The sequence below is a fragment of the Streptomyces sp. NBC_01352 genome, assembly GCF_036237295.1.
Classification (GTDB): Bacteria; Actinomycetota; Actinomycetes; order Streptomycetales; family Streptomycetaceae; genus Streptomyces; species Streptomyces plumbiresistens.
This window is the reverse complement of sequence record NZ_CP108354.1, coordinates 9231891-9255606: the sequence shown is the minus strand read 5'-3', so window position 1 is coordinate 9255606 and position 23716 is coordinate 9231891. Positions and strand designations below refer to the sequence as shown.

Genomic DNA, 23716 nt, shown 5'->3' with positions numbered 1-23716 from the left:
GAATGGGGTGGGTGCGGAGCACGGACGGCGAAGGTGCCGCGGTCGGTCAGATGATGCCGCCGTTGGCGCGGATGACCTGGCCGTTGACCCAGTGGCCTGCCGGGGAGGCGAGGAAGGCGACGACCTCGGCGATGTCGGCGGGGGTGCCGAGGCGTTCCAGCGGGGGCTGGGCGGCCAGGCGGGCGATGGTCTCCTCGTCCTTGCCCTCGAGGAACAGGTCGGTGGCGGTGGGGCCGGGGGCCACGGCGTTGACGGTGACGTCCCGGCCGCGCAGCTCTCGGGCGAGAATCATCGTGAGCGCCTCGATGGCACTCTTACTGGCGCTGTAGGCGCCGTAACCGGGAAACGCCAGGCCGACCACGGACGTGGAGAACGTGACCATCGCCCCACCGCTGCGGATCCTCCGGGCGGTCTGCTGGGCGACGACGAAGCTCCCGCGGATGTTGGTGCGGTGGACCGCGTCCAGTTCCGCCAGGTCCAGGTCGGCGACCGGGGACAGGTACATTCGGCCGGCCGCGTGGACGACCACGTCGACGCCGCCGAACTCGGACTCGGCGGTGTCGAACAGCGCGGCCACCTGCTGCTCGTCGGCGACGTCGGCCTGGACGGCGACCGCCCGGCCGCCCTCGGCGGTGACCTCCTTGACGGCGGCCTCGGCCAGATCACGGTTGCCCGCGTAGCCGACCACGACGGCGAATCCGTCGGCGGCCAGCCGGGTCACCGTCTCGCGGCCGATACCGCGGGAGCCTCCGGTGACGACGGCGACGCGGGGCCGGTCCGCAGGCTGGTCGAGCGCGGTGCGACTCGTCGCCGCTTCTTGGATGGACATGGAGACTCCTGCGAGAGATGCCGGGTGCGGGATGCCCCGGCGGGTGGGTCTTGGCGGGTGGGGCATGGCGGGGGGCGTCGGTGTCGGCACCGGCAGCTCCCTGCTTGCGTCTCCAGCGTGGGCCGGTGCTGCCGCGCCAGCCAGGGCTGTCTCCACCCAGGGGTTGCCACCCCCTGGCTCGGGACGCCTGTGCACGTGACGATAGGGAGCGTGAACCACCTTGCACTCGCCGCGTTCCTGAAGTCCCGGCGCGCCCGAATCCGCCCCTCCGACGTCGGCCTGCCCACGGGGCCGCGGCGCCGGGTGCCGGGACTGCGCCGCGAGGAGGTCTCCCAACTGGCAGGCCTGTCCGCCGACTACTACACCGAGTTGGAGCGGGGCCGCGGCACCCAGCCCTCGGCTCAGGTGCTGGCCGCTCTGGCCCGGGCGCTGCGGCTGAACGGCGACGAACGCGACCACCTGTTCCACCTCGCCGACCGGATGGTTCCCCCGGCTGCGCACGGCCCGACCGCGCATGTCCAGCCGGCCCTGCTCGGCCTGCTGGACCAGCTCACCACCACGCCCGCCCAGGTCATCACCGACCTGCACGAAACCCTGGTGCAGAACCACCTGGCCGTCGCCCTCGTCGGCCGGCCTCCGGCGCTGCGTGGCCCCGAAGCAAGCTTCGTCCACCGCTGGTTCACCGATCCTGACGCCCGTGCCCTCTACCCGGCCGAGGACCACCCCCACCATTCGCGGGTCTTCGTCGCCGACCTCCAGGCGGTCGCCGCACGACGCGGCGGCGACACCGGAGTACACGAGATGGTGGCCGCTCTGCGACGGCGCAGTGCGGAGTTCGCCACCCTGTGGGACACCCACGACGTCGGCCTCCGACGGACCGACCACAAACGCATCGTGCACGCCGCACTCGGCGTCATCGAGCTGGACTGCCACAGCCTGTTCAGCGAGGACGGACGTCAGCGTCTGCTGTGGTTCAGTGCCCCGCCGGGCAGCGAAGGCGCAGCCCAGCTGCAGCTTCTCTCCGTCATCGGCACCCAGGACATGTCTCCCCGCGCGGACGAACTCGGACGTCCGCAGGCCTGAGCCCGACCAGCCTAGGAGTATCGCGGCCACCTTGCGCCGCTGCGTCGGACGTGCAGCGGGTCTACGGTCGAGGGCATGGACAGCGACAACCTTCTGGGGCAGTTCCTGCGAGCTCGCCGCGGCCTTGTGCGGCCCGAGGAACAGGGCGTGCCCGTGATCGGCCACCGCCGTGTGGCGGGCCTGCGCCGGGAGGAAGTGGCCATGCTGTCCGGGCTGAGCACCGACTACTACGTGCGCCTGGAACAGGGGCGCGAGAGGAACCCGTCGGTGCAGGTGGTCGACGCACTGGCCCGCACACTGATGCTGGACGACGACGCGGTCGCCCATCTGCATCGGCTGGCCCGGCCCGTGCCGGGACGCTCCCGCAGGAGCACCCGGCGCCGGCAGGTCAGTCCCTCTCTGCTGCAGATGATGAACAGCTGGACCGACACGCCTGCCGTGATCCTGGGGCGCTGTATGGACGTACTGGCCCACAACCCCCTGGGCGGCGCCCTGTTCGCCGGTCACACCTACAGCGGGGACCTGATGCGGCTCGTCTTCCTCGACCCCGACGCCCGGGACTTCTACCCGGACTGGGACCGGGTCGCCGCCAACACGGTCGGCGGCCTGCGCGAGGCGGCGGGAACCGACTACGACGACCCGCAGTTGATCGAGCTGGTGGGCGAACTGTCGCTCAAGAGCGAAGCGTTCCGTAGGTTGTGGGCGCGTCATGACATCCGCCAGAAGAGGCACGAGACGAAACGCTTCCGGCATCCGGTGGTCGGCGAACTCACCCTGAACTACGAGTCGTTGACCATCAACAGCGCGCCGGGTCAGCAGCTCGTCGTCTACCAGGCCGAGCCCGGCGGCCCCTCCGCCCACGCACTGTCGCTGCTCGGCAGCCTCACCGCGACACAGACGGCGCGGGCTGCGGATTCCGTGCAGCAGGACATCGCCACGGACTGACCGACTTCACTCAAGGCCGCCATTCCTCGGAGTTCGCCGCGCCCGTACGCCGCGGCGTCTCGTTCAACCACGCACTAAACGAAGGGACATATCCCCCATGTCTGCAGATGCTACGCCCGTCTGGTTCATCACCGGCTGCTCGACCGGTCTCGGGCGCTCCCTGGCCGACGCGGTTCTCGACCGGGGCTGGCGAGCGGTGGTCACCGCCCGCGACCCGCGGTCGGTGGCGGACATCGTCGCCCGACACGAGGACCGAGCGCTGGGCCTCACCCTCGATGTCACCGACGCCCGACAGATCGACCGGGCCGTCGCGGCCGCGCAGGAGACCTTCGGCCACATCGACGTACTCGTCAACAACGCGGGCTACGGCTACCTCGCGGCTCTCGAGGAGGGCGAGGACAAGGAGATCCGTGCCCTGTTCGACACGAACGTCTTCGGTCTGGTGGATGTCACGCGCGGCGTTCTGCCGGGCATGCGCGCCCGCCGCAGCGGCCACGTCGTCAACGTCTCCTCTCTCGGCGGCCTGGCCGCCTTCGGCGCCACGGGTTACTACCACGCCACCAAGTTCGCCGTCGAAGGACTCTCCGAATCGCTCGCGGCCGAGGTGTCACCGCTGGGCATCAACGTGACGATCGTCGAGCCCGGAGCCTTCCGCACCAACTGGTCCGGCCCGTCCATGCGCCAGTCGGCCACGCGGATCGACGACTACGCCGACACCGCCGGCGCCCGCCGCAAGAGCACCCTGGACACCTACGGGCACCAGCCCGGCGACCCGGACCGCGCCGCCGCGGCCATCATCGAAGCGGTGCAGTCCGAAAACCCGCCGCTGCGCCTGCTGTTGGGCAAGGTCGCCCTCGACGTCGCCCTGGCCCGGCTCGACTCCCTCGAGACCGGCTTCACCGCCTGGCGCGACGTCACCCTCAGCGCCGACTTCCCCGACGAGCGCGTCACTTCCTGACACGAAACCGCACCCTGGAGGACCCATGCCCACCCTGGCGATCGTCGGAGCAGGACCGAATCTCGGTCTGGCCACTGCCGCCAGATTCGGAGCGGAAGGCTTCGACGTAGGCCTGGTCGCACGCGACCACGACAAGCTGCGAACCATGCAGGACACACTGGAGAAGGAAGGCATCACGACGCGCAGCACGGCCACGGACATCACGCGCCCGCGGGCCGCGACCACGGCACTGACCGAGTTGGCGGAACACCTCGGCCCGATCGACGTCCTGCTGTACAGCCCACTGCCTTCGCTGGACTGGATCAAGCCGGTCACCCTCACCACCTCCGAGGACGTCCGACTGTCACTGGACCTGAGCGTCCTCGGCGCCATCGACTCGGTTCAGGCCGTGCTGCCCGCCATGCGGGAGCGTGGCCGGGGAACCCTGCTGTTCACCACGGGCGGTGCCGCCGTCGCCCCCAGCGCCGCGCGTGCCAGTTCCGCCGTCTCCTACTCCGCGGAGGTGGCGTACGCCCGTCTGCTGCACGAGGAGTTGGGGCCCGAAGGCATACGGGTGGCGCACACCGCGATCGTCGGCGCACTGGGCCCCGGGCTGCAGCACGAACCCGCGGCGGTGGCCGGACTCCTGTGGCGCCGGCACACCGAGGGCGGCGACTTCCAGACGGTCAAGCGATGAGCGGAGCAGTGCGCTCGACCAGCCCTTTCCCCGTGCGTCACCTGCTCACTTCGCGCTCGATCGGTGTTCCGCTCCGTTCATGACTCCACAGAACCTCGCTGACGTGCTTCACGGCGGCGGTCAGATGGCGGCGGTAGGTGCTGAAGGACATGCCGAGGCGCCTGGCCGCCGCTTCCTGGGTGGGGGCGGCCTTGCTGTACGTGCTCGTGATGACGAGGTGACGTTTCTCCCCACCCCGCACTTCCAGCACCGTGTCGATGGCACTCAGCAGGATGTCGTGGAGGCTCCGGCCCGTCTCCGTGACCAGGCGGCCGCGGCTGAGGGGGTTGGCCGCAAGCTCACTGGGCCACCACAGCGCGCGCAGGGCGTCTCGTACGGCGACGTCGAACTCCGGCCGGGACAGCGTGAGGTGCTCCCTCCGCTCCTGCGGACTTCGTGCCGGAGAGGTGACGGCGGCCGCGCCCTCCCGCACGGCTTCGTGCTTCTCCTCCGTCCACGCCATGCCGGACTGGGTACGCCAGTCATGGGCGAACAGACGGTACGCGTGATCGCCGACCACGGGTACCGCATCCGTCGGCATCATGTCTGAGCGCTCGAGGTAACCGTTCCAGAACCCGTCGTCCCGCATCACGACGAACGACCATGCCAGACGGTCGGCCCGGATGATCTCCCCACCCACGCGCCACTGCATCAGGTTCATGGAGGCCGAGGGCCGCTGGTACGCCTGCGGCTCCACCTGGAACCGCGCCATGGCCAGGTGCTCGCCCGGCCGCAGGGGACCGCCGGCGTCCACATGGGCCCAGGCGGCGGCCACCACCGGATCGACGTCCTCCCCCTCCGGCCCGCTGAACCGCAGCCAGGCCGAACAGGCAACGATGTCATCGGTCCGGGTCGAGCGATAGACACTGAACGCCTCGGGCTGCCGATCGAGCCAGAACCGGGCGATCGCGGCGGACTCGGCCCCCTCCGCCTCCCGCACCAGCTCCACCACGCGACTCTCGTCGACAGGGGCGCAGGGCATCTCCCGCACCACGCCCTCGGGATGCCACACCAGAGTGCCGGACATATGGCCGGCGGAGCGTTCCAGGTACACCAGGGCCTGCATCGCCTGGAGCATCTGCGCGGCCGGCGCATCCCGGACCCGGCCGAGCAGGTACTGGTACATCCGCCCGCGCAGGGCGGCGAATCCGTCAGGGTCACGCCAGCGCAGATCGGCCGCCAGCACCTCGCGCACGACATCGTGCGGAAAGAGCCCCGCCGCGGTGGATTCGATGAACGGCTGGGCGCGCAGCCAGGCGAACAGTTCGGCCGCACGCTCGCCCATCATCGCCCGCAGGAGCGCCTCGGAGGTGACATCGGCCTGGGCGCACACCTCCAGCGCCGTGCGATGGTCCTGGCTCGGGGGATCGCCCACGAGTTGCGGCAGCAGTGTCGCGATCACGTCCAGGCCGGGTGACCAGTCGGCCGCCCGAGGTGTCCCGTCCGCGTCCTGCCGGCCGGCGACCGCCACCGCCAAGGACAGGGCCAGCGGATTGCCGCCGGTGAACGACACCAGCGTCTGGTGTGCCCCGGCCGGGACACCCCGTGCCCGCAGGAACGCCGTGGCGTCGTCCTGGGCCAGGTTCCGCAGCGGCACCACACGCAGCAGGTCGGCCCACCCCGGGTCCGCGACCCAGCGCGGGTCGGGGGCCGTACGTCCGGCGACCACCGCGACCGCGCCCAGCGGGAGCCGCGGCAGGAAGTGCTCCCACAACCAGTGCTCCAGGCCCTGGCAGTGCTCGAAGGTGTCGACCAGGAGCACCGATCCCGGCTCGCCGGTCGCCTTGCCCGCGGCCTGCTCGAAGTCCTCCGGCGTCGCGGGAACCGTACGGCCGTCCACCTCGACGACCAGCCGTCCGGCCTCCCGCGCCTCCAGAGCGAACCGCCTCAGCAACGTGGACTTGCCGATCCCGCCCGGCCCCTGCAAATAGAGCACGGGCGAGGAACCGGGGTCTTCGTCCAGTGCGGACCGGAACAGGGCCCGCTCCACCGCCCGCCCGACGAAAGCCCGGTCCCGCGCGGCGACCACAAGGTCACCTAAAGAGCGGCCGTCCCCCATGTTCATTAGCCCCTCTTGACCGAACCCGAACTCGTACATGGCCGAACAGCCTACGGCGCACCTGTCGTTGCCATCGAAGGGTTGAAAGGCGCGTCGCTGTGCGGTAGTTCACGCCGTCGACGGGGAACCAACCGGTCCGCAGGGCCGCCGACGGCCGCGACGCTACGGCCGCTGCCGCGCGGGCCGGACGACCATCTCGTTGACGTCGACATCGGCGGGCTGGTCGATCGCATAGGAGATCGCACGAGCAATGGCATCGGGCGGGATGGCAGCCGAGCGGTAGGCCTTCATCGCCGCCGCGGCTCCCGGTTCGGTGATGGTGTCGGCCAGTTCGGACTCGACGACGCCGGGTGAGACGGTGGTGACCCGGATGAACGGCTCGGCCTCCTGCCGCAGGCCTTCCGTGATCGCCCAGGCCGCGTACTTCGTGGCGCAGTAGACAGCAGCCGTGGGGACCACGGAGTAGGCACCGATCGACGCGACGGTGATGAAGTGCCCGCTGCTCCGGCGCTGGAAGTGCGGCATGGCCGCGGCGATGCCGTGCAGCAGTCCCTTGACGTTGACATCGATCATCCGGTCCCACTCGTCCACCAGCAGTGAGTCGAGCCGCGACAGCGGCATGACGCCGGCGTTGTTGACGATCACGTCGATGTGCCCTTGAGCATCAACCGCTTCGTCGACGAACCCGGCCACGTCGGCCCGGTCGGTGACGTCGAGACGGCGTACGTCGATGCTGCCGCCCTCCGCCCGGACGCTCTTGGCCAGGTCGACCAGCCGATCCTCTCGACGCGCACCGGCGACGACGTGGTGGCCTTCCGCGGCGAGCCGCCTGGCGATGCCTTCACCGATGCCGCTCGTGGCACCCGTGACGAGTACGACCTTCCGGTCGCCCCGCTCTGTGGTCTGCGACGTTGTCCGTGTCACCGCGTCCTCCTTGCTCGGTCGGGGCACCAGCCCCGCCAACGGTTCGTTCACCTGCGAACTTGCCGTTCTTCCGAGGCCGGGAGAAGGCCGGGATCTTCCTAGGAGTGCCGCACCCACCAGCTGGCGCCGGCTCAGGGGGGTAAGTCCGTGGCGATCCACTCGGTGACCGAGCCGTGGCGGGGCTTCGAGCCGAGCATGTCGCGGGCTCGTGTGGCGCGGACGCGACTGTTGGAGGCCAGGGCCCCGCCGGTGAAAGCGGGCCCCCAGAAGGCGCCGGCGGCCTCTCTGTCCCAGGGCTCGGGGCCGTCGAGGCCGAGTGCCTCGGCGATCGAGGCGGCCAGCCCTTCGTGACTCCCCCCGTTCTCGACGAAGTAGAAGGTGCTGGCAGGCGCCCCTTCGAGGGCAGGGAGGTAGAGGTCGGCGAGATCCTCCACATGGACGGTCGACCAGATGTTCCGGCCGGCGCCGACATGGCGAACGACGCCGCTGTGCCGGGCCTGTGCGACCAGGGCGGCAATATGCACCTCGTTGCGGGCGGGGCCGAGCCCGTGACCGTAGATCATGGCCGGGCACAGGACCGAGGACCGGATCCCGGCCCCGGCCGAATCCAGGACCAGGCGGTCGATGGCGGCCCTGGCTGCTCTGACCGGGTGTTCCGGCCGGTGTGCAGGCGGCGAAGGACATCGCGGACGGCCGCCTCACCGATCCTGATCTCTCTCCATCCGCTCTGGCCCGCGTACTCAACGCCTCGGTACGGACGTTGCATCGGGGCCTTCGCCGCGGCCGGGGAATCAGTGAACGGGTACATCCGCCGCAGGCGGTTGGAGGAGGCCCGGCTGAAGCTCGCCTCGGGAACGCCCCTCGAGCGCGAAACGGTTGCCCCCCCAGCCGACAAGCCCTGACGTCGGCCGGTGAGCCCGTCCCGGCGGCGGTAGGCAGAAGTGAGCACTGGTTGAGCAGGTGTTGCTCTTGCGACGGTGCCACGCGCTGGAAGGATTTTGCAGGCGCCCACGCAGTGCCCCACGCATGCCTGACGCGGCACGTCACAGCACAGCGCTGACGCCTGTGCTCCTGCAGTTCCTGATGTTTCCTGGAGATGAGACGAGTTGAGCACCATCGAAACGAGCGACGCCGTCGGAGCCGTACCCGCGGCCCCGTCCGAGGCGGCGCTGATGACCCAGATGCTGGCAGGCTTCCAGATCTCCCAGGCGCTGTATGTCGTGGCCGAGTTGGACATCGCCACCAGGCTCGCGGAGGGGCCCCGGTCCCCCGGGCGGCTGGCGAAGGAGACCGGCGCCGACGAGGACGCTCTACGGCGCCTGCTGCGCACGCTCGCACCGCTCGGCCTGTTCCGCCATGTCGGGCACGACACGGTCGAGGTGACATCCTTCGGTGAGCTGCTGTCCGCGTCGCACCCGGCCTCGCTGCGGGACGCGGCGCTGTACTGGATGCAGACGCACTATCAGCCGTTCAGCGAGCTGCTGGGCACTGTGAGGACGGGGAAACCCGCCGCGGAGCTCCTTTACGGGAAGCCCTTCTTCGGGTGGCTGGCCGAGGACCCGGAGCGCGCCGCCCTGCTGACCGGTGCCATGGCGAACGTGACGGGCGGCCTGCGAGCAGGGATGTTCGACGGCTATGTCCTGCCCGACGGGAAGCTCGTGGCGGACATCGGCGGTGCCGACGGCACCGTCATGGCCGAACTGCTCGGCCGTGACACGGACCGGCGCGGCATCGTCTTCGACCTGCCGCATGTCGTGTCCGACGCACACGAGTTGCTGCGGGGACGGGGCCTCGCGGACCGTATCGAGGTCTTCGGTGGCGACTTCTTCGACGCGGTGCCGGCCGCGGACGTCTATGTGCTGTCCTACGTCCTGCATGACTGGGACGACGCGTCGTCCGGCAGGATCCTCAGTTCGATCGCGCGGGCCGCGAGCCCCGGAGCCCGGCTCGTGGTGATCGAAGCCGTTCTGCCGGACGGGGACGCGCCTCATCTCGCGAAGATGATCGACTTGACGATGCTGGCCATGCTGACGGGTCGTGAACGCACTGCGCAGGAGTACGAAGCGCTGCTCGACGACGCGGGTTTCACGGTCGACCGGATCGTGCCGACGCCTTCGCCCTTTTCCGTGATCGAGGCAACTCTGCGCTGACGAACTCGCCGGCCGGTGCGGGTGATTGTCGCCTTGCACTCCTACCTCATGGCATACCCGCCATTTCAACATCACAAGAGTCAAAGGATCACGTGTGTCCCTCCACATTCCCCCCGTGCATGTTCCGCCGGACGGCGGTGAGCCTGTCTACCTCGTGGGTGACACTTACACCACGCTGCTGAAGTCGGCGCACACCAATGGCGAACTCTCCCTCGTGGAGGCGATCATGCCCACGGACGCCGGACCGCCTCCGCACACGCATCACGGCGAGTCGGAGACGTTCATCGTCATGGACGGAGAACTCGTCATCACCGCCGGGGACGAAAAATACGAGGTCGAGGCGGGCGGGGTGGTCTACGTACCCAAGGGGGTACGGCACTCCTTCAGGAACCTGAGCCGGACCAAGCCCGCGCGCATCTACTTCCTTTACGCCCCGGGCGGCATGGACGCGATGTTCACCGAGATAGGTACTCCGGGCGTGCGCGGGCAGGTGGGCCCTCCGCTCAACGAGGTCGACGTGAAGGCGATGGCCGCCGTCGCCGACAAGTACGGATTCACCTTCGACTGACGCCGCTTGGCGGTACGGCTCATTGGGCGCTGCGGCAGCCTGCGCAGAGTTCGCCGAAGATCACGGAACTCTCCGGGCCCGACTACTTGGCCGGCAGGCCCGCCGCGAAGCTGTGGCCCTCGTCGATCCACGCGTCGAGCTCGGTGTCCTCCGTGAGCGCGGACGCGGCGACGACGATCCAGCCGCGCATCGGACGGCCGGTGAAGTCGAGGATGCGCGCACCGGGCCGGGCCAGCGCACTGTCGGTGCCGTCGGGCCCGACGCGGACCATGAGGTCGTCGCCGATGACACCGACGGCCATGTTGCCCCGGTGCAGGAACGCCAGGCCGCCGAACATGCGCTTTTCGGTGATCGCGGGATCGGCGCTCAGGCGTTCACGGATCCGCTCGGCCAGTCCTTCATCGAATGCCATGACCGACTCCGCTCCTTGTGCTTGGACCGCGAGGGTGTGGTCCGGCGGTCATGACGGCGGTTCCAGAAGCTTGCGCTCGAGGTCACGCAGGTCCTTGCCGAGGGAGGAGCGGACCTTTCTCGCCATGATCGGCGCGGCCAGGCGGTAGTAGCCGCTCGCGTCGCCCCGGACCCTGATGCCCGCGAGCGTGCCGTCCGGATGCGGGGTGAAGGTGTAGGTGATGTGCATCGGCATCGGTCCGGCCACCGACACCATGTCCAACAATCGTGCGGGCTCGTGCTCGGCGACGCGCAGTACGTAGTCGATGCGCTTGCCGAGGAAGTAGGCCGTGCGGGTCACCTCGGCTCCGACGCCGAATCCGCCTGCGTCCGCTTCCCGGGTCAGCGCGGCCTCGCGGATGCCCTGGGTCCACTCGGCGTCGTGGCGCCAGTCCATCGCGTACCGCGCCACCTGGTCGGGCGGAAGGGTGATCACCCGCTCCGCCCTCTCGTCGATCGTCATCGGTTCTGCCTCGTGGTTGTCCCGGTGCGCTGGGAGGTGAGTCAAAGGGTGAAGAAGGGGTCGGGCTTTCCGGTCTCCGCGTACTCCGTGAGCCGGGTCATGAGCCGGCCCCAGGTGTAGGCGGCCGGCGGCAGGCCGGGGTCGTCGGGCTGCCAGCCGGTGTGCCGGAACAGCACCCGGGTGCCGTCCGCGTCGGGGTTGTCCGACAGGTCCCAGGTGATGGTGGTGCCTGCCCAGTGTGGCGGGAAGGCACCGACCGGGGTCCATGCGACACGGTCCTCGCTCGCCTCGTCGCACCGCAGCCGGAAGGGCTCGGGCACGTCGGGGAAGTCGAAGAAGAGGATGTCGTCCTTGCGGTCCACGCCGGTGGTCCACCAGCCGGTCAGGCCGTCGTGGCTGTTCAGGGCCCGCAGGACCGTGGCGCGGTCGACGGGTGTGTCGACCTGGAAGGTGATCTCGGACATGGTCGTACTCCTTGCTGGTGCTGCCGGTCCGGGAGGAGGACGGGCGCCGGCTCGCCGGTGACCGTCGAGTCGTCGTTCAGGCGGTGAAGTACGGCACCGGCTTGCCGGTCTCGACGTACTCCTTCAGCCGCATGAACATGCCGGCCCAGCCCATGGTGACCTCGCGGAACATGTCGTCCACCTCGGCGAAGCCGGTGTGGTCGAACCGCACCACCGTGCCGCCCTCCGGGTGCGCCTCCAGGGCGTATCCGATCTCGGTGTCGAGCCACTGCGGCGGGCCGGCCACCACGGTCTGCGCGAGTCGCTTGCCCGGCTCCGCGCGGTCGATGCGGAAGTCCCAGGTCATCGGGGCGCCGGGGAAGGAGAGCCGGTGCAGGGCGCCGACGCCCTCGCCGATCTCGGCGCCGGTGGTGAACCAGCCGGCCACGCCGTCGGGCGTGGAGAGGGCCCGGTAGACGGTCTCGGCGTCGGCGTCGATCCGGATCTGCAGAGCGATGTCAGGCATGGGGTGTCCCTTCAGGTGCGGTTCCCGCCTGGCCGGCCGGAACTTTCGCTTTAGTAGAGACTAAAATGACTTTGGTCCGGCTGGCAAGTTCAAGTGGCGGCTAAAATGACCTGCATGGATGCGGTTCAGGCGGTTGCCGAACCCAGGCGGCGCGAGATCCTGCGCCTGGTCTGGGACACGGAGCTGTCCGCGGGAGAGATCGCGGACCGGTTCGACGTCACCTTCGGCGCGGTCTCCCAGCACCTCAAGGTGCTCCGGGACACCGGGCTGGTTACGCTGCGCCAGGACGGCAAGAAACGCTTCTACCGGGCCGACCGCGAAGGCATGGGTCCGCTGGCCGACTACCTGCGGGCCATGTGGGCCACCAAGCTCGACACCCTCGCCGAACTGGCGGAGGCGGCCGAGCGCGCGGACGGCGCAGAGGGGAACGCCTCGTGAACACAGACACGGTCACGGTCGAGCGGCACATCGCCGCCCGCCCCGAGACGGTGTTCTCCTTCTTCACCGACCGGGACAAGTGGCTGTCCTGGATGGGCAGGGACGGCGAGTTCACCTTCGAGCCCGGCGGCCACTACCGGACGAACGTGACCGGCGACAACGTCGCCGAGGGCCGCTTCGTCGAGATCGACCCGTTCAAGCGCCTCGTCTTCACCTGGGGCTGGGCCGACGGCGGCATGCCCGTGCCCGCGGGTTCCACCACCGTCGAGATCACCCTCGAACCGGTCGCCGACGGCACCCTGCTGCGCCTGGTCCATCGCGGCCTGCCCTCCGCCGAAGCCTGCGCCGCGCACAGGGAGGGCTGGACGCACTACGTGCAGCGCCTCACCATACGGGCAGAGGGCGGCGACCCAGGCCCCGACGACTGGATGTGACTGGGCCCGGCGGGTTCCGGCCGGTGGGCCGGATGCTCGGGCGGCAGCGGCGGCGGCAGCAGCAGCAGTGTCAGTGCCTGGCGAACTGGACCGAGGTGGGCTGCACGACGTCGGGCCGGATCGCGATGCCGTCGACGGTGAGTCGTTCACCGAAGATGTCGGTGATCCTGATCGCGCCGCCGCACCCTGTGCCGTCCTCGGAGATGAAGTAGTTGTAGTCGGTACGGGACAGCTGACGCCAGCCGCTGCCGGCCCGGACCTCCAGCCGGGCCACCGGATTCCGGTGCCCTATCGCCTGGATGCCGCACCAATAGCGGCTGGACCCGGTCTTGTACCGGACCGACATCGTGCCGGAGTTGCCGGGGCTCACCAGCTTCCACGTGATCGCGATCCGGCCGAGCGTGGGGTCGGCGAGTTCGGCGAAGGCCTCCGCGCTGAGGTCGATCTGCCCGGGTGCGCAATCCCCCGGGCATTCGTTGGTGATGCGGACCGTGATGGATGTCCCGTTGGCCGCGCGGACGGACACGTAGGCGCCGCACGCCTTGGCCGTCTCGTAGTCGGTGGAGTTCATCGCCCCGGTCATGACGTCACCGCTCGGGTCGTACAGGCAGGCGCCCCCGCCGTCCGAGTCGTAGAAGGTCGCGAGTCCCTCGTAGGTGACGCCGGGTCGTATGCGTCCCGCCAACGAGGCGCCGGCGGACGCCGCTTGCGGCCTGTCCGTGGGCGACGGCTTCGCGGACGCGCTGGTCGCGCCGGCGGACGCCTTCGGCGGGGTGACCTTGGCCGAGGGCTTCGCCGACGCGGTGGACGCGCTGTCGGAGGGGGACGGTGACCCCGTCGAGGGCGAGACCTTCGCCGGGGCGTCGGCGACGGGCGTGGCCGCGGTGCGCCCGGCGTCGGTCTCGTCGTCGGGGAGAAGCACCACGACCAGGGCGACGACTATGAGCGCCGCGGCCGCCGACAGGAACAGCCACCGTCTGTGCACCGAACCTCCTTGCCGGCCGCCACCGTTGCGGTGGGCGACGGGCGCAGTGATCGTGCCAGACCCCGGGCACGGCGGCAAGCGCGACTTTGGGGCGCGCTCGCCCTGGACGGCACCGTCCGGGTCACCAGTCCCACGGGCGGCCCGACCAGATCGCCGTGGAGGTGCCCGTGCGGGTCGTGATCGCCAAGGACAACGTGCTGCTGTCCAGCGGCCTCGAACTGCTCCTGGCCGCGCAGGGGTTCGAGGTCGCCGCGGTCACCCGCGACGGCCCCGCCTTCCTGGCCGCTGTCGCCGAGCACGGGCCCGACGGGACGATCGTCGACGCCGTCCACAAACACATCGGGCGCATCTTCACCAAGCTCGGCCTGCCCGCCGCCAACAGCGGTCACCGGCGTGTTCAGGCCGTGCTCGCCTACCTCGACCACCGCCAACACCCCTGATCACACACCGGCCAGCTCACGCACCGGCCAGCTCACGCGCCGACGAGCAACTGCGGCGAGAGTTCCTTGATCATGGTGTTGGTCCACCGCATCTGCCGCAGCGTCTGCGGGTGGCAGGCGCCGGCCAGTCCGAGGAGACGGCCGTCCGAGGTGGCCTGTGCGGCCTGGGCGAGCATCTCCCAGTGCAGCGAGTTCCGCGTGGCGGCCAGGTGCAGTTCGCGCAGGTCGAACAGGAGGAGCAGGCCGGTCTCCGGACGGCGGCCGAGAGCTTCGGCCGCCTTCTCCTTCAACGCGGTGAGCGCTCCGGGCGAGGCGTCGCTCTGTGGGCCGGGCAGGTCGAGGTCGTAGTGGCGGCCCATGTCGGCGAGCCGGTTGGCGTGCTCACGGGACCAGCGGGAGAGGTCCGTCGCGACATGGTGGATCTCGTGGTCGGTGCGGTGACGCGCCGCGGCCGTCAACAGGTCCCGTTCCAGCGTGCGTTCACCGTCGTGGAGGACGCGGAGCGTGGCGGTGATGCCGGTCATGTCCTGCTCCCTGCCGTCGCGCTGATGCTCCTGGCCCCGGTGTCACGGCGGGCGACGAGGGTGACGCGGGCCGCGGCGGTCTTGAACAGGGGCTGCTTGGAGACCGGGTCCCAGTCGGTGACGGTGCCCTCGTTGGCGGCACGGCCCGCGGAGTGGTCCGGCGGGCGGTGGCCCGCGGGCGTGTCCCAGTAGCCGTAGTGGAAGGGCAGGAACACGATGCCGTCCCGGATGCCGGTGGTGCGCAGCCGGGCGCGCACCGCGCCGCGAGGCGTGCCGACCTGGACCAGATCGCCGTCGGACAGGCCTTGGTGGGCAGCCTCGTTGGGAGACAGTTCGGCCCAGACGTCGGGGGCGGCGGCGTTCAGTTCGGGGACCCGGCCGGTTTTCGTCCGGGTGTGGAAGTGGTGGACGGTTCGGCCGGTGATCAGCTGGAGGGGGAAGTCCGGGGAGGTGTCCTCGTGGGGCGGAAGGTACTCGGCCGCCCTGACGACCGCCCGGCCGTGCGGGTTGAGGGACCGGTACTCGGCCTCCTCGGCGGACGCTCCCGTGACCAGGTCCTTGCCGTAGCTCTCGCAGGTGTCCGGGTCCGCCCAGGTGATCCCGTCGGTGTAGAGGCGCGCGGTGCCGTCGGGGGCGCGTTCGGTGCAGGGCCACTGGATGCCACTGCCCTCGCGCAGGCGGTCGTAGCTGAGACCGGTGTAGTCGCACGGGCGGCCGGCGCTGCACCGCTGCCAGGCCCGGAACGCGGACTCCGGGTCGTGCCAGGCGATCAGCGGGTCGCCGTCCTTGTCACGGAAGTCCATGCGGGCCGCGTAGTCGAGGAAGATGTCCAGGTCGGGGCGGGCCTCGCCCGGCGGTTCGACGGCCTTCTCGGACAGGTGCACCGTGCGGTCGGCGTTGGTGAGGACGCCGGTCTTCTCGCCCCAGGTCGCCGCGGGCAGGACCACGTCGGCCAGTTGTGCGGTCTCGGTCGCGAACAGGTCCTGGGCCACCACGAACAGCTCCTCCTTGGCCAGGACGGAGCGGATGCGGGAGAGCTCGGGCAGGGAGACGGCCGGATTGGTCCCGGTGATCCACAGCATCCCGATCGAGCCCTGCTCGGCGTAGCGGAAGATCTGCATCGCGTGTGTGGGCGGCGCGTAGTGCGGGATGCGCTCCGGGGTCACGTTCCACACCCGGGCCAGGTCGGCGACGTGCTGGTCGTTCTGCCAGTTCCGGAAGCCCGGCAGGTCGCCGTCGGCGCCGCACTCGCGGGTGTTCTGTGCGCTGGGCTGGCCGTTCATCTGCAGCACTCCGCACCCGGGGCGGCCCAGCATGCCCCGGACGAGATGCAGGTTGTTGACCTGGACGGCGGCCGCGGTGGCCTGGTGGGACTGGTAGACGCCCTGCAGGACCGTGGACAGCAGCCGCTCGGCGCCGCCGATGATCTCCGCCGCGCGCTCGATCGACGCGGCGGGTACGTCGCAGATCCGGGCCGCCCATTGGGGGGTGCACCGCTCGACCCCGGCGGCCAGTTCGGCGAAGCCGACGGTGTGCGCGTCGAGGTAGTCGCGGTCGATCCGGTCGGTGCGGATGATCTCGTGCAGCAGCGCGTTGAGCAGGGCCAGGTTCGTCCCCGCCCGCGGTGCCAGGTGTACGGCCGCCTGCCGGGCCACCGGCGTGTGGCGCGGGTCGACGCAGACCAGACGGGGCGGCTCGGCGCCCGCCAGCCGGTCCAGGACGCGGGTCCACAGCACGCTCTGGGTCTCGGCCATGTTGTGCCCGAACAGGGCGATGACATCGGCGTGGTCGATGTCCTCGTAGGAGCCGGGCTGCCCGTCGCAGCCGAACGTCTGCTTGAGGGCCTCGGCGGCGGTGGCCGTGCACAGGCGGGTGTTGCCGTCCAGGTGGTTGGTGCCGATGCCGGCCCGGGCGAGCACCGCCAGGGTGTAGTACTCCTCCAGGAACAGCTGCCCGGTGGTGTAGAAGCCGATCGAGCCCGGCCCGTGCCGCTCCAGCAGGTCCTTCGAGCGGACCACGATCCGGCCCATCGCGGTGTCCCAGTCGCTCTCCACCAGCCGGCCGCCTTCGCGTACCAGCGGGCGGGTCAGCCGGTCGGGCGAGGCGTTCGCCTGCCATCCGTACAGGTCCTTCGGGCCGAGCCGGCCGCGGTTGACCCGGTCGGTGGCACGGCCGCGCACGCCCACGATCCGTCCCTGGCGCACGGCGATGTCCATGGCATCGCCGTTGGAGTGCAGCAGTGAGGCGGACGGCACCCACCGCTCCACCTCGTCCTCGGCGACTCCGGGCGCCAGGTGGGCGTCGGTGCGCGTGGGCCATGGAGCTCCGGGACCGTAGGGGGTACGGGCGCCCCACGGGTTCTTTATGCGATCAGCCTCGTCCACCACGATCACACCTCCATCGGGCGAGCCGCTGGGCCACTGAGTACCCCGCACTCACGATCCCGCACCACGCGCACCCCGCTCCGCCATGCACCGGCGCGGTCGAGAGCCGCCCGACTTCACCGAACCGGCCGGCATCCAGGACGTGTCCGCCGAAATGAGACCCACACCACAACGAAAACGGCACCGTTTCGATAGCCGTCAGAGTTAGCCTTCCCACGTGAACGAAACGGTTTCGTTCAGGCGTGAGAGGGGTGCGCGGCATGACTTCCGTACTCGTGGTCCATGGCCAGGCCCTGCAACGTCACGGCTTCCGGATGCTCCTCGCGGCCCAGCCCGACCTGACCGTCGTGGGCGAGGCCTCCGGCGGATTCGAGGCGATCCGCCTGAGTACCGAACTGCGCCCGGACGTCGTCCTGATGGACTCCCGCGTGGCCGACACCGACGGCATCGACACCATCCGCCGCATCACCCGGGCCCCCGCGCTCCCCCGTCCCTCCGGCACCACAGGAGCCATACGGAAACCCCCGCAGGTACTGATCCTGACCAGCACCGGCCGCGACGAGTACGCCTACGCCGCGCTGCGCGCCGGAGCCCGCGGTTTCCTCCTCCAGGACGCCACCCCGGACGAACTGACCGCCGCCGTTCGCATCGTCGCGACCGGAGACGCCCTCATCACCCCCGGCGTGACCCGCGCGCTCATCGACGCCGTACGTCAGCGGCGCCCAGGCCGCCCGACGGAGCGGGAGATCGGACTCGACGCCCTCACCGAGCGCGAACGCGACGTCCTGGTCGCCGTCGCCTCCGGTTGGTCCAACACGGAGATCGCCGCGCGGCTGTCGATCGCCCCGACCACCGTCAAGTCCCACGTCAGCAACATCTTCGGCAAGATCGGCGCCCATGCCCGGGTCCAAGCCGTGGTCTTCGCCTACGAGTCCGGCCTGGTCCGGCCGGCCTGACCCCGAGCCGACCTCACGCCGCTCCGTCCCGGCTCAAGGGCCACTCCCCTCCCCAAAGGCCTTTCCTTCTCAGGCCGTTCGACCTGCCGGACATCGTTCGAAAACTCTTGACGCTGCCCCACGCCCCGATTGACACTCTCGCAACACGACGTCACACAGTCGAAACAGCGGGGCGCCCCTGGCCGAGGCCCCTTCGCCCACCGTGTCTCAGCAGGGGAACTCCACATGACGTACAGCGCACGACTCCACGGCCGCGCGAGACGCTGGGCGGGCCGACTCGCCGGACTGACCGCCGCGTCACTGTTGCTGGGCCTCGCCGGAACTCCGGTGCGGGCCGCCGAGACCGCGGAGATCACCGACGGCCTCGCCCTCTGGTACAAACTCGACGCCACCTCGGGCACCACCGCCACCGACGCCTCCGGCAACGGCCGGACCGGCACGGTCAACGGCACCCCCGGCTGGTCCGCCTCCGGGCAGGGGCTCGCGTTCAACGGCTCCGACACCTTCATCAAGGTCCCGGACGACGTCATGAAGGGCATGGCCGCGATCACCGTCTCGATGGACGTACTGATCGACTCCGCCCAGACCACCCCGTACTTCCTCTACGGCTTCGGCAACTCCAGCGGCAGCAACGGCAACGGCTACCTGTTCACCACGGGCAACTCCTTCCGCACCTCCATCGCCACCGGCAACTGGTCGACGGAACAGACCACCCGGCCCGCCGATTCCCACAACCTGACCCGCGCCGCGTGGAAGCACGTCACGTACACGCAGACCGGCACCACCGGCGTGCTCTACGAGGACGGCGTCGAAGTCGCCCGCAACACCTCGGTCACCATCACCCCCGGCGCCATCGGCTCCGGCAGCACCACCGCCAACCACATCGGCAAGTCCGTGTACTCCGGCGACAAGCTGTTCAAGGGCCGGATGCGCGACTTCCGGGTGTACGACCGGGCGCTCGCCGGCAGCGAGGTCGAGCAGCTCTCCCTCCCCGTCGCCACCCAGGGCGTCGCCGACGACAAGGCCGCCCTCACGCTCGGCGACACCAGCGCGGTCACCGCCGACCTCGACCTGCCGAAGACCGGCCCCGCCGGCGGCTCCGCGATCGGCTGGGCGAGCGACAACCCTGCCGTGGTGTCGGAGACCGGCAAGGTGACGCGCCCGGCCGCCGGCGAACCGGACGGCCACGCCACGCTCACGGCGACCCTAAAGAAGGGCACCGTGACCGCCACCAAGTCCTTCGACGTCACGGTCCCCGCCGCCTTCGACGACGGGACCGCCACCCGGCAGGCCGCCGAGGCGCTGAGCGTCCACAACCTCGACGACGTACGGGGCAACCTCACCCTCCCCGCGGACGGCGCCTACGGGACCCACGTCACCTGGTCCTCCGCGCAGCCGGACGTCATCGCCGCCGACGGCACGGTCCACCGCCCCGCGCACGGCACCGGCGGCACGACCGTCGACCTGACCGCGACCGTCACCAAGGGCGAGGCCACGGCGACCCGCACCCTCACCGCCAAGGTCCCCGAACTCCCCGCGCAGCAGGCCCTCAAGGGCTACATGTTCAGCTACTTCACCGGCGAGGGCACCTCCGACGGCGAGCAGCTCTACGCGGCCCTGAGCAAGGGCAACGACCCTTTGAAATGGCGGGAGTTGAACGACGGCAAGCCCGTCCTGACCTCCACGCTCGGTGAGAAGGGCCTGCGCGACCCGTTCATCATCCGCTCCCCCGAGGGCGACAAGTTCTACCAGATCGCCACCGACCTGAGGATCTACGGCAACGGCGACTGGGACGCCTCCCAGCGCACCGGCAGCAAGTCCATCATGGTCTGGGAGTCCACCGACCTCGTGCACTGGACCGACCAGCGCCTGGTGAAGGTCTCCCCCGACAGCGCGGGCAACACCTGGGCGCCCGAGGCGTTCTACGACGAACAGCGCGGCGAGTACGTCGTCTTCTGGGCCTCGAAGCTGTACGACAACGAGGCGCACTCCGGCGACACGTACAACCGCATGATGTACGCGACGACCCGCGACTTCCACACCTTCAGCGAGCCCAAGGTGTGGATCGACCGCGGTTACTCGGTCATCGACTCCACGGTGATCCAGCACGACGGAACGTACTTCCGTCTGTCGAAGGACGAGCGGAACAACACCTCCTCCACGCCCAACAGCAAGTTCATCTTCGAGGAGAAGAGCGACTCGCTCCTCGACACCTCCTGGACCGCGGTCGCCGAGGGCATCGGCAAGGGGGCGATGAGCGCCGCCGAAGGTCCGTTGGTGTTCAAGTCCAACACCGAGGAGAAGTGGTACGCGTTCCTCGACGAGTTCGGCGGCCGCGGCTACCTGCCCTTCGAGACGACGGACCTCGACTCCGGGGTCTGGACTCCCTCCACCGGCTACGACCTGCCCGCCGAGCCCCGCCACGGCACCGTCCTCCCGGTCACCCAGGCCGAGTACGACCGCCTGCTGCGCGCCTATCAGCCGGACCAGCTCGTCGAGAGCGTCGAGGACATCGCGGTGAAGACGCGGACCGGCGAAGCCCCGGTCCTGCCGGCCACGGTGATCGCGAAGTACGCCGACGGCGTCGAGCGTCCCGTCTCCGTCGACTGGGCGGACGTACCGGAATCCGCGTACGCCCAGGCCGGCACCTTCACGGTGACAGGCACCCTGCCCGAGGGGGCCACCCTGAACGCCGAGGTCACGGTCTCCGCCGAAGGCCCCGACGTACCCGCCGACCTGCTCCTGGACTACGACTTCGACGAGACCGGCGGCAACATCGCCCGCGACTCCAGCGGTCACGGCTACCACGGCACATACGTGCGGACGCCGGACTTCGGGACCGGCGTGGACGGCGGCTCGTTCAAGATGTCCGGCGGTACCAGCAGCTCGACCACCTCGCCGTACGTCACCATCCCCAACGGCGTTCTCAAGAACGCCGATAGCGTCACCGTCTCCACCCACGTCAAGTGGAAGGGCGGGGACAACTTCCAGTGGCTCTTCGGCCTGGGTCCCGACAACAACAAGTACCTCTTCGCTTCCCCCTCCAACGGCGGCGGCAAGCTCTTCTCCGCGATCACGAAGGCCACCTGGTCGGGCGAGAAGCAGATGACGGCGGGCAGCCGGCTCACCCCCGACGAGTGGCAGCACGTCACCGTCACCGTGGACGGCGCGGCCGAGACGGCGGTCCTCTACGTCAACGGCATCGAGGCGGCCCGGGCCACCGGGGTCACCATCAAGCCGTCCGAGCTCTACGACCCCGCCAAGGGCTACTCCGGCTACATCGGCAAGTCCCTGTACTCCCCGGACCCCTACTTCGGCGGCGAGGTCGACGACTTCCGGATCTACAACCGGGCCCTGTCGCCCACCGAGGTCCTGGAGCTCAGCGGCAACACCACGGGCATCGCCGCGGCGACCCACCCCGCGCTGAAGACCGACGCGATCATCGACGACGCGGGCAGCAGGATCACCCTGCCGCTGGCCGAGGGCAGCGATCTCACCGCCCTGGCACCGGAGTTCACCCTCGCCCACGGCGCGTCCATCAGCCCCGCCTCCGGCACGCTGCACGACTTCACCGAGCCGGTGACGTACGAGGTGACCGGCTCGGACGGCGCCAAGCGCACCTGGACGGTCACGGCACTGGTCATGAAGAGCCCGGTCCTGCCGGGGCTCAGCGCCGACCCGAACATCGTCAGGTTCGGCGACACCTTCTACCTCTACCCGACCACCGACGGCTTCCCTGGCTGGAGCGGCACGCAGTTCAAGGCGTACTCCTCCACCGACCTGGTCCACTGGAAGGACCACGGCGTCATCCTCGACCTGGGGCCGGACGTCGCCTGGGCGGACAGCAGGGCCTGGGCGCCGACGATGGCCGAGAAGAACGGGAAGTACTACTTCTACTTCAGCGCCGACGCCAACATCGGCGTCGCGGTCTCCGACTCGCCCACCGGCCCGTTCAAGGATCCTCTCGGTCAACCACTGCTCAAGGCAGGCCAGTTGACCGGCCAGATGATCGACCCGGCGGTCTTCACGGACGACGACGGCACGTCGTACCTCTACTTCGGCAACGGCCGCGCCTACGTCGTCCCGCTGAACGACGACATGACCTCGATCGACACCTCGAAGATCAAGGACATCACCCCGAGCGGCTACAACGAGGGCTCCTTCGTCATCAAGCGCAAGGGCACCTACTACTTCATGTGGTCGGAGAACGACACCCGCGACGAGAACTACCGCGTCGCCTACGCCACCGGCCCCTCCCCCACCGGCCCGTGGACCAAGCAGGGCATCATCCTGGAGAAGGACCTCTCGCTCGGCATCAAGGGCCCCGGCCACCACTCGGTGGTCGACGTCCCGGGCACCGACGACTGGTACATCGCCTACCACCGCTTCGCGATCCCCGGCGGTGACGGCACCCACCGCGAAACCACCGTCGACAAGCTCGAGTTCGACTCCGAAGGCCTGATCAAGAAGATCGTCCCGACCCTGACGAGCATCGACCCGGTCACCGTCGTCCACGCGGGCGCCGACAGCGACGGCACCGAGGGCGACGCGATCCGGCTCGACGGCACCGTGTCGGGTGCGGGCGGCGCGAAGTGGACGGTCGAGCAGGGTGCGCCCTGCACGTTCGCGGACGCCGGGTCGGCCCGGACCACTCTCACCTGCACGGACAACGGCACCTACGAGGTCGCCCTCACCGGCGGCCGCAGCAGCGACACGGCCACCGTCACCGTCGCCAACGCGGCCCCGGCGATCACCTCCGCCGAGGGCCGGAAGTCCCCCGTCGCGGCGGGCCGCCGTACGGACGTCACCACCACGTTCGATGACCCCGGCGTGAGTGACACCCACACCTGCACGGTCGACTGGAAGGACGGCACCGAGCCGACGGCGGGCACCGTCACCGCCTCCGGCTGCACGGCATCCCACACCTACACCTCGGCGGGCATCCGCCGGCCCGTGGTCACGGTGACCGACGACGACGGCGGCACGGACCGTAGGACCCTGCCCGACCTGGTCGTCTACGACCGGAGCGCCGGCCCCGCGGCCGGAGTCGGTGTCCTCACCTCGCCCGCGGGCGCCTACCCCGCCGGGCCCGCTCTGACCGGCCTTGCCGCCTTCTCCTTCGCCGCCGACTACAAGAAGGGCGCCACCGTCCCGTCCGGGTCGGCGACCTTCGACTTCGGCGCGGCCCGGCTGAAGTTCCGCTCCACCGGCTCCGACTGGCTGGTGGTCACCGGAACCCGAGCCGTTTACCAGGGATCCGGCACGCTGAACGGCACGGCTGGCTACGGTTTCCGTGTCACCGCCACGGACGGCCCGGACACCTTCCGCATCGAGATCTGGAAGAAGTCCACCGGTGACGTGGTCTACGACAACGCCACGGCGACCAAGACCACCGGCTTCATCACCGTCGGCGGCCACCGACCGTAGGTCGAGCAGGGGCTA

General features: G+C 70.0%; 22 protein-coding genes. 11 read left to right on the top strand and 11 right to left on the bottom strand.

All coding sequences use genetic code 11. The features are described 5' to 3' along the window. Positions 1–46: 46 nt before the first annotated feature. Positions 47–829 (bottom strand): SDR family oxidoreductase, encoded by a 783-nt coding sequence (locus OG252_RS42535; RefSeq protein ID WP_329342900.1) that lies wholly within the window; start codon positions 827–829, stop codon positions 47–49. Positions 830–1039: 210 nt separating this feature from the next. Here OG252_RS42535 and OG252_RS42530 point away from each other — a divergent pair, with 210 nt between their 5' ends. From OG252_RS42530 to OG252_RS42515, 4 genes are all read left to right on the top strand, one after another. Further along, positions 1040–1912 carry a helix-turn-helix transcriptional regulator gene (locus OG252_RS42530; RefSeq protein ID WP_329342898.1) on the top strand — a complete coding sequence of 291 codons (873 nt, stop codon included), beginning with the start codon at positions 1040–1042 and terminating at the stop codon, positions 1910–1912. A 75-nt stretch (positions 1913–1987) separates the two neighbouring features. Continuing rightward, positions 1988–2857, top strand: a complete 870-nt coding sequence (locus OG252_RS42525; protein ID WP_329342896.1) for a helix-turn-helix transcriptional regulator — start codon at positions 1988–1990, stop codon at positions 2855–2857. Positions 2858–2954: 97 nt separating this feature from the next. After that, positions 2955–3815, top strand: a complete 861-nt coding sequence (locus tag OG252_RS42520) for an oxidoreductase (RefSeq protein ID WP_266443886.1) — start codon at positions 2955–2957, stop codon at positions 3813–3815. Between the two features lie 25 nt (positions 3816–3840). Beyond that, a complete protein-coding gene (locus tag OG252_RS42515) occupies positions 3841–4491 on the top strand; it encodes an SDR family NAD(P)-dependent oxidoreductase (RefSeq protein ID WP_329342893.1) in 651 nt (216 codons plus the stop codon). Between the two features lie 37 nt (positions 4492–4528). On the opposite strand, the gene OG252_RS42510 is transcribed toward OG252_RS42515, so the two are convergent. The 3 genes from OG252_RS42510 to OG252_RS42500 form a co-directional block, all read right to left on the bottom strand. Continuing rightward, positions 4529–6595, bottom strand: coding sequence for an ATP-binding protein (locus OG252_RS42510; protein WP_329342891.1), 2067 nt, complete (start codon positions 6593–6595; stop codon positions 4529–4531). 156 nt (positions 6596–6751) lie between these two features. Continuing rightward, on the bottom strand, positions 6752–7513 hold the full coding sequence (locus tag OG252_RS42505) for an SDR family oxidoreductase (RefSeq protein WP_266443879.1): 762 nt from the start codon (positions 7511–7513) through the stop codon (positions 6752–6754). A 131-nt stretch (positions 7514–7644) separates the two neighbouring features. Then, positions 7645–8124, bottom strand: a complete 480-nt coding sequence (locus OG252_RS42500; RefSeq protein ID WP_329345342.1) for an NAD-dependent epimerase/dehydratase family protein — start codon at positions 8122–8124, stop codon at positions 7645–7647. Positions 8125–8619: 495 nt separating this feature from the next. Here OG252_RS42500 and OG252_RS42495 point away from each other — a divergent pair, with 495 nt between their 5' ends. Both OG252_RS42495 and OG252_RS42490 read left to right on the top strand, forming a co-directional pair. Beyond that, entirely contained in the window at positions 8620–9663 is a 1044-nt protein-coding gene (locus tag OG252_RS42495) for a methyltransferase (RefSeq protein WP_329342889.1), read from the top strand. Positions 9664–9778: 115 nt separating this feature from the next. Further along, complete coding sequence (locus OG252_RS42490) at positions 9779–10231, top strand: cupin domain-containing protein (RefSeq protein WP_329342887.1); 453 nt, start codon at positions 9779–9781, stop codon at positions 10229–10231. 82 nt (positions 10232–10313) lie between these two features. Here the strand turns inward: OG252_RS42490 and OG252_RS42485 are convergent, their stop codons facing one another. The 4 genes from OG252_RS42485 to OG252_RS42470 all read right to left on the bottom strand — a co-directional run bounded on the left by OG252_RS42485 (position 10314) and on the right by OG252_RS42470 (position 12113). Then, positions 10314–10643 carry a TfoX/Sxy family protein gene (locus OG252_RS42485; protein ID WP_266443871.1) on the bottom strand — a complete coding sequence of 110 codons (330 nt, stop codon included), beginning with the start codon at positions 10641–10643 and terminating at the stop codon, positions 10314–10316. Between the two features lie 48 nt (positions 10644–10691). Next, the gene (locus tag OG252_RS42480; RefSeq protein WP_329342884.1) at positions 10692–11144 is read right to left on the bottom strand and encodes an SRPBCC family protein; all 453 of its coding nucleotides are present in this window, start codon (positions 11142–11144) and stop codon (positions 10692–10694) included. A gap of 41 nt (positions 11145–11185) precedes the next feature. Next, a complete protein-coding gene (locus OG252_RS42475; RefSeq protein ID WP_329342881.1) occupies positions 11186–11608 on the bottom strand; it encodes an SRPBCC family protein in 423 nt (140 codons plus the stop codon). Between the two features lie 76 nt (positions 11609–11684). After that, positions 11685–12113, bottom strand: coding sequence for an SRPBCC family protein (locus OG252_RS42470; RefSeq protein ID WP_329342879.1), 429 nt, complete (start codon positions 12111–12113; stop codon positions 11685–11687). Positions 12114–12227: 114 nt separating this feature from the next. Here OG252_RS42470 and OG252_RS42465 point away from each other — a divergent pair, with 114 nt between their 5' ends. Both OG252_RS42465 and OG252_RS42460 read left to right on the top strand, forming a co-directional pair. Further along, positions 12228–12551 carry an ArsR/SmtB family transcription factor gene (locus tag OG252_RS42465; protein ID WP_266443861.1) on the top strand — a complete coding sequence of 108 codons (324 nt, stop codon included), beginning with the start codon at positions 12228–12230 and terminating at the stop codon, positions 12549–12551. Further along, a complete protein-coding gene (locus tag OG252_RS42460) occupies positions 12548–12985 on the top strand; it encodes an SRPBCC family protein (RefSeq protein ID WP_329342877.1) in 438 nt (145 codons plus the stop codon). Before OG252_RS42465 ends, OG252_RS42460 begins: the two co-directional genes overlap by 4 nt. Before the next feature lie 70 nt (positions 12986–13055). On the opposite strand, the gene OG252_RS42455 is transcribed toward OG252_RS42460, so the two are convergent. Beyond that, complete coding sequence (locus OG252_RS42455) at positions 13056–13970, bottom strand: expansin EXLX1 family cellulose-binding protein (RefSeq protein WP_329342875.1); 915 nt, start codon at positions 13968–13970, stop codon at positions 13056–13058. Positions 13971–14137: 167 nt separating this feature from the next. On the opposite strand from OG252_RS42455, the gene OG252_RS42450 reads away from it, so the two are divergent. Then, positions 14138–14410, top strand: coding sequence for a hypothetical protein (locus OG252_RS42450; protein ID WP_329342873.1), 273 nt, complete (start codon positions 14138–14140; stop codon positions 14408–14410). Positions 14411–14442: 32 nt separating this feature from the next. Here the strand turns inward: OG252_RS42450 and OG252_RS42445 are convergent, their stop codons facing one another. Both OG252_RS42445 and OG252_RS42440 read right to left on the bottom strand, forming a co-directional pair. Beyond that, the gene (locus OG252_RS42445) at positions 14443–14934 is read right to left on the bottom strand and encodes a hypothetical protein (RefSeq protein WP_329342871.1); all 492 of its coding nucleotides are present in this window, start codon (positions 14932–14934) and stop codon (positions 14443–14445) included. Next, positions 14931–17321 carry a molybdopterin oxidoreductase family protein gene (locus OG252_RS42440; RefSeq protein ID WP_329342869.1) on the bottom strand — a complete coding sequence of 797 codons (2391 nt, stop codon included), beginning with the start codon at positions 17319–17321 and terminating at the stop codon, positions 14931–14933. The genes OG252_RS42445 and OG252_RS42440 overlap by 4 nt, the downstream gene beginning before the upstream one ends. Positions 17322–17578: 257 nt before the next feature. On the opposite strand from OG252_RS42440, the gene OG252_RS42435 reads away from it, so the two are divergent. Then, positions 17579–18274, top strand: coding sequence for a response regulator transcription factor (locus OG252_RS42435; protein ID WP_329342867.1), 696 nt, complete (start codon positions 17579–17581; stop codon positions 18272–18274). Positions 18275–18499: 225 nt separating this feature from the next. Beyond that, positions 18500–23701: a family 43 glycosylhydrolase gene (locus OG252_RS42430; protein WP_329342865.1), complete on the top strand. Its 5202-nt coding sequence runs from the start codon at positions 18500–18502 to the stop codon at positions 23699–23701. Positions 23702–23716: the final 15 nt, after the last annotated feature.

What these genes read in the sequence shown, in the direction of transcription:
- OG252_RS42525 (WP_329342896.1), top strand. Translation starts at nt 1,988, where the DNA reads ATGGACAGCGACAACCTTCTGGGGCAGTTCCTGCGAGCTCGCCGCGGC.
- OG252_RS42430 (WP_329342865.1), top strand. Translation starts at nt 18,500, where the DNA reads ATGACGTACAGCGCACGACTCCACGGCCGCGCGAGACGCTGGGCGGGC.
- OG252_RS42510 (WP_329342891.1), bottom strand. Translation starts at nt 6,595, where the DNA reads ATGAACATGGGGGACGGCCGCTCTTTAGGTGACCTTGTGGTCGCCGCG.
- OG252_RS42465 (WP_266443861.1), top strand. Translation starts at nt 12,228, where the DNA reads ATGGATGCGGTTCAGGCGGTTGCCGAACCCAGGCGGCGCGAGATCCTG.
- OG252_RS42535 (WP_329342900.1), bottom strand. Translation starts at nt 829, where the DNA reads ATGTCCATCCAAGAAGCGGCGACGAGTCGCACCGCGCTCGACCAGCCT.
- OG252_RS42475 (WP_329342881.1), bottom strand. Translation starts at nt 11,608, where the DNA reads ATGTCCGAGATCACCTTCCAGGTCGACACACCCGTCGACCGCGCCACG.
- OG252_RS42485 (WP_266443871.1), bottom strand. Translation starts at nt 10,643, where the DNA reads ATGGCATTCGATGAAGGACTGGCCGAGCGGATCCGTGAACGCCTGAGC.
- OG252_RS42480 (WP_329342884.1), bottom strand. Translation starts at nt 11,144, where the DNA reads ATGACGATCGACGAGAGGGCGGAGCGGGTGATCACCCTTCCGCCCGAC.
- OG252_RS42520 (WP_266443886.1), top strand. Translation starts at nt 2,955, where the DNA reads ATGTCTGCAGATGCTACGCCCGTCTGGTTCATCACCGGCTGCTCGACC.
- OG252_RS42470 (WP_329342879.1), bottom strand. Translation starts at nt 12,113, where the DNA reads ATGCCTGACATCGCTCTGCAGATCCGGATCGACGCCGACGCCGAGACC.
- OG252_RS42435 (WP_329342867.1), top strand. Translation starts at nt 17,579, where the DNA reads ATGACTTCCGTACTCGTGGTCCATGGCCAGGCCCTGCAACGTCACGGC.
- OG252_RS42515 (WP_329342893.1), top strand. Translation starts at nt 3,841, where the DNA reads ATGCCCACCCTGGCGATCGTCGGAGCAGGACCGAATCTCGGTCTGGCC.
- OG252_RS42445 (WP_329342871.1), bottom strand. Translation starts at nt 14,934, where the DNA reads ATGACCGGCATCACCGCCACGCTCCGCGTCCTCCACGACGGTGAACGC.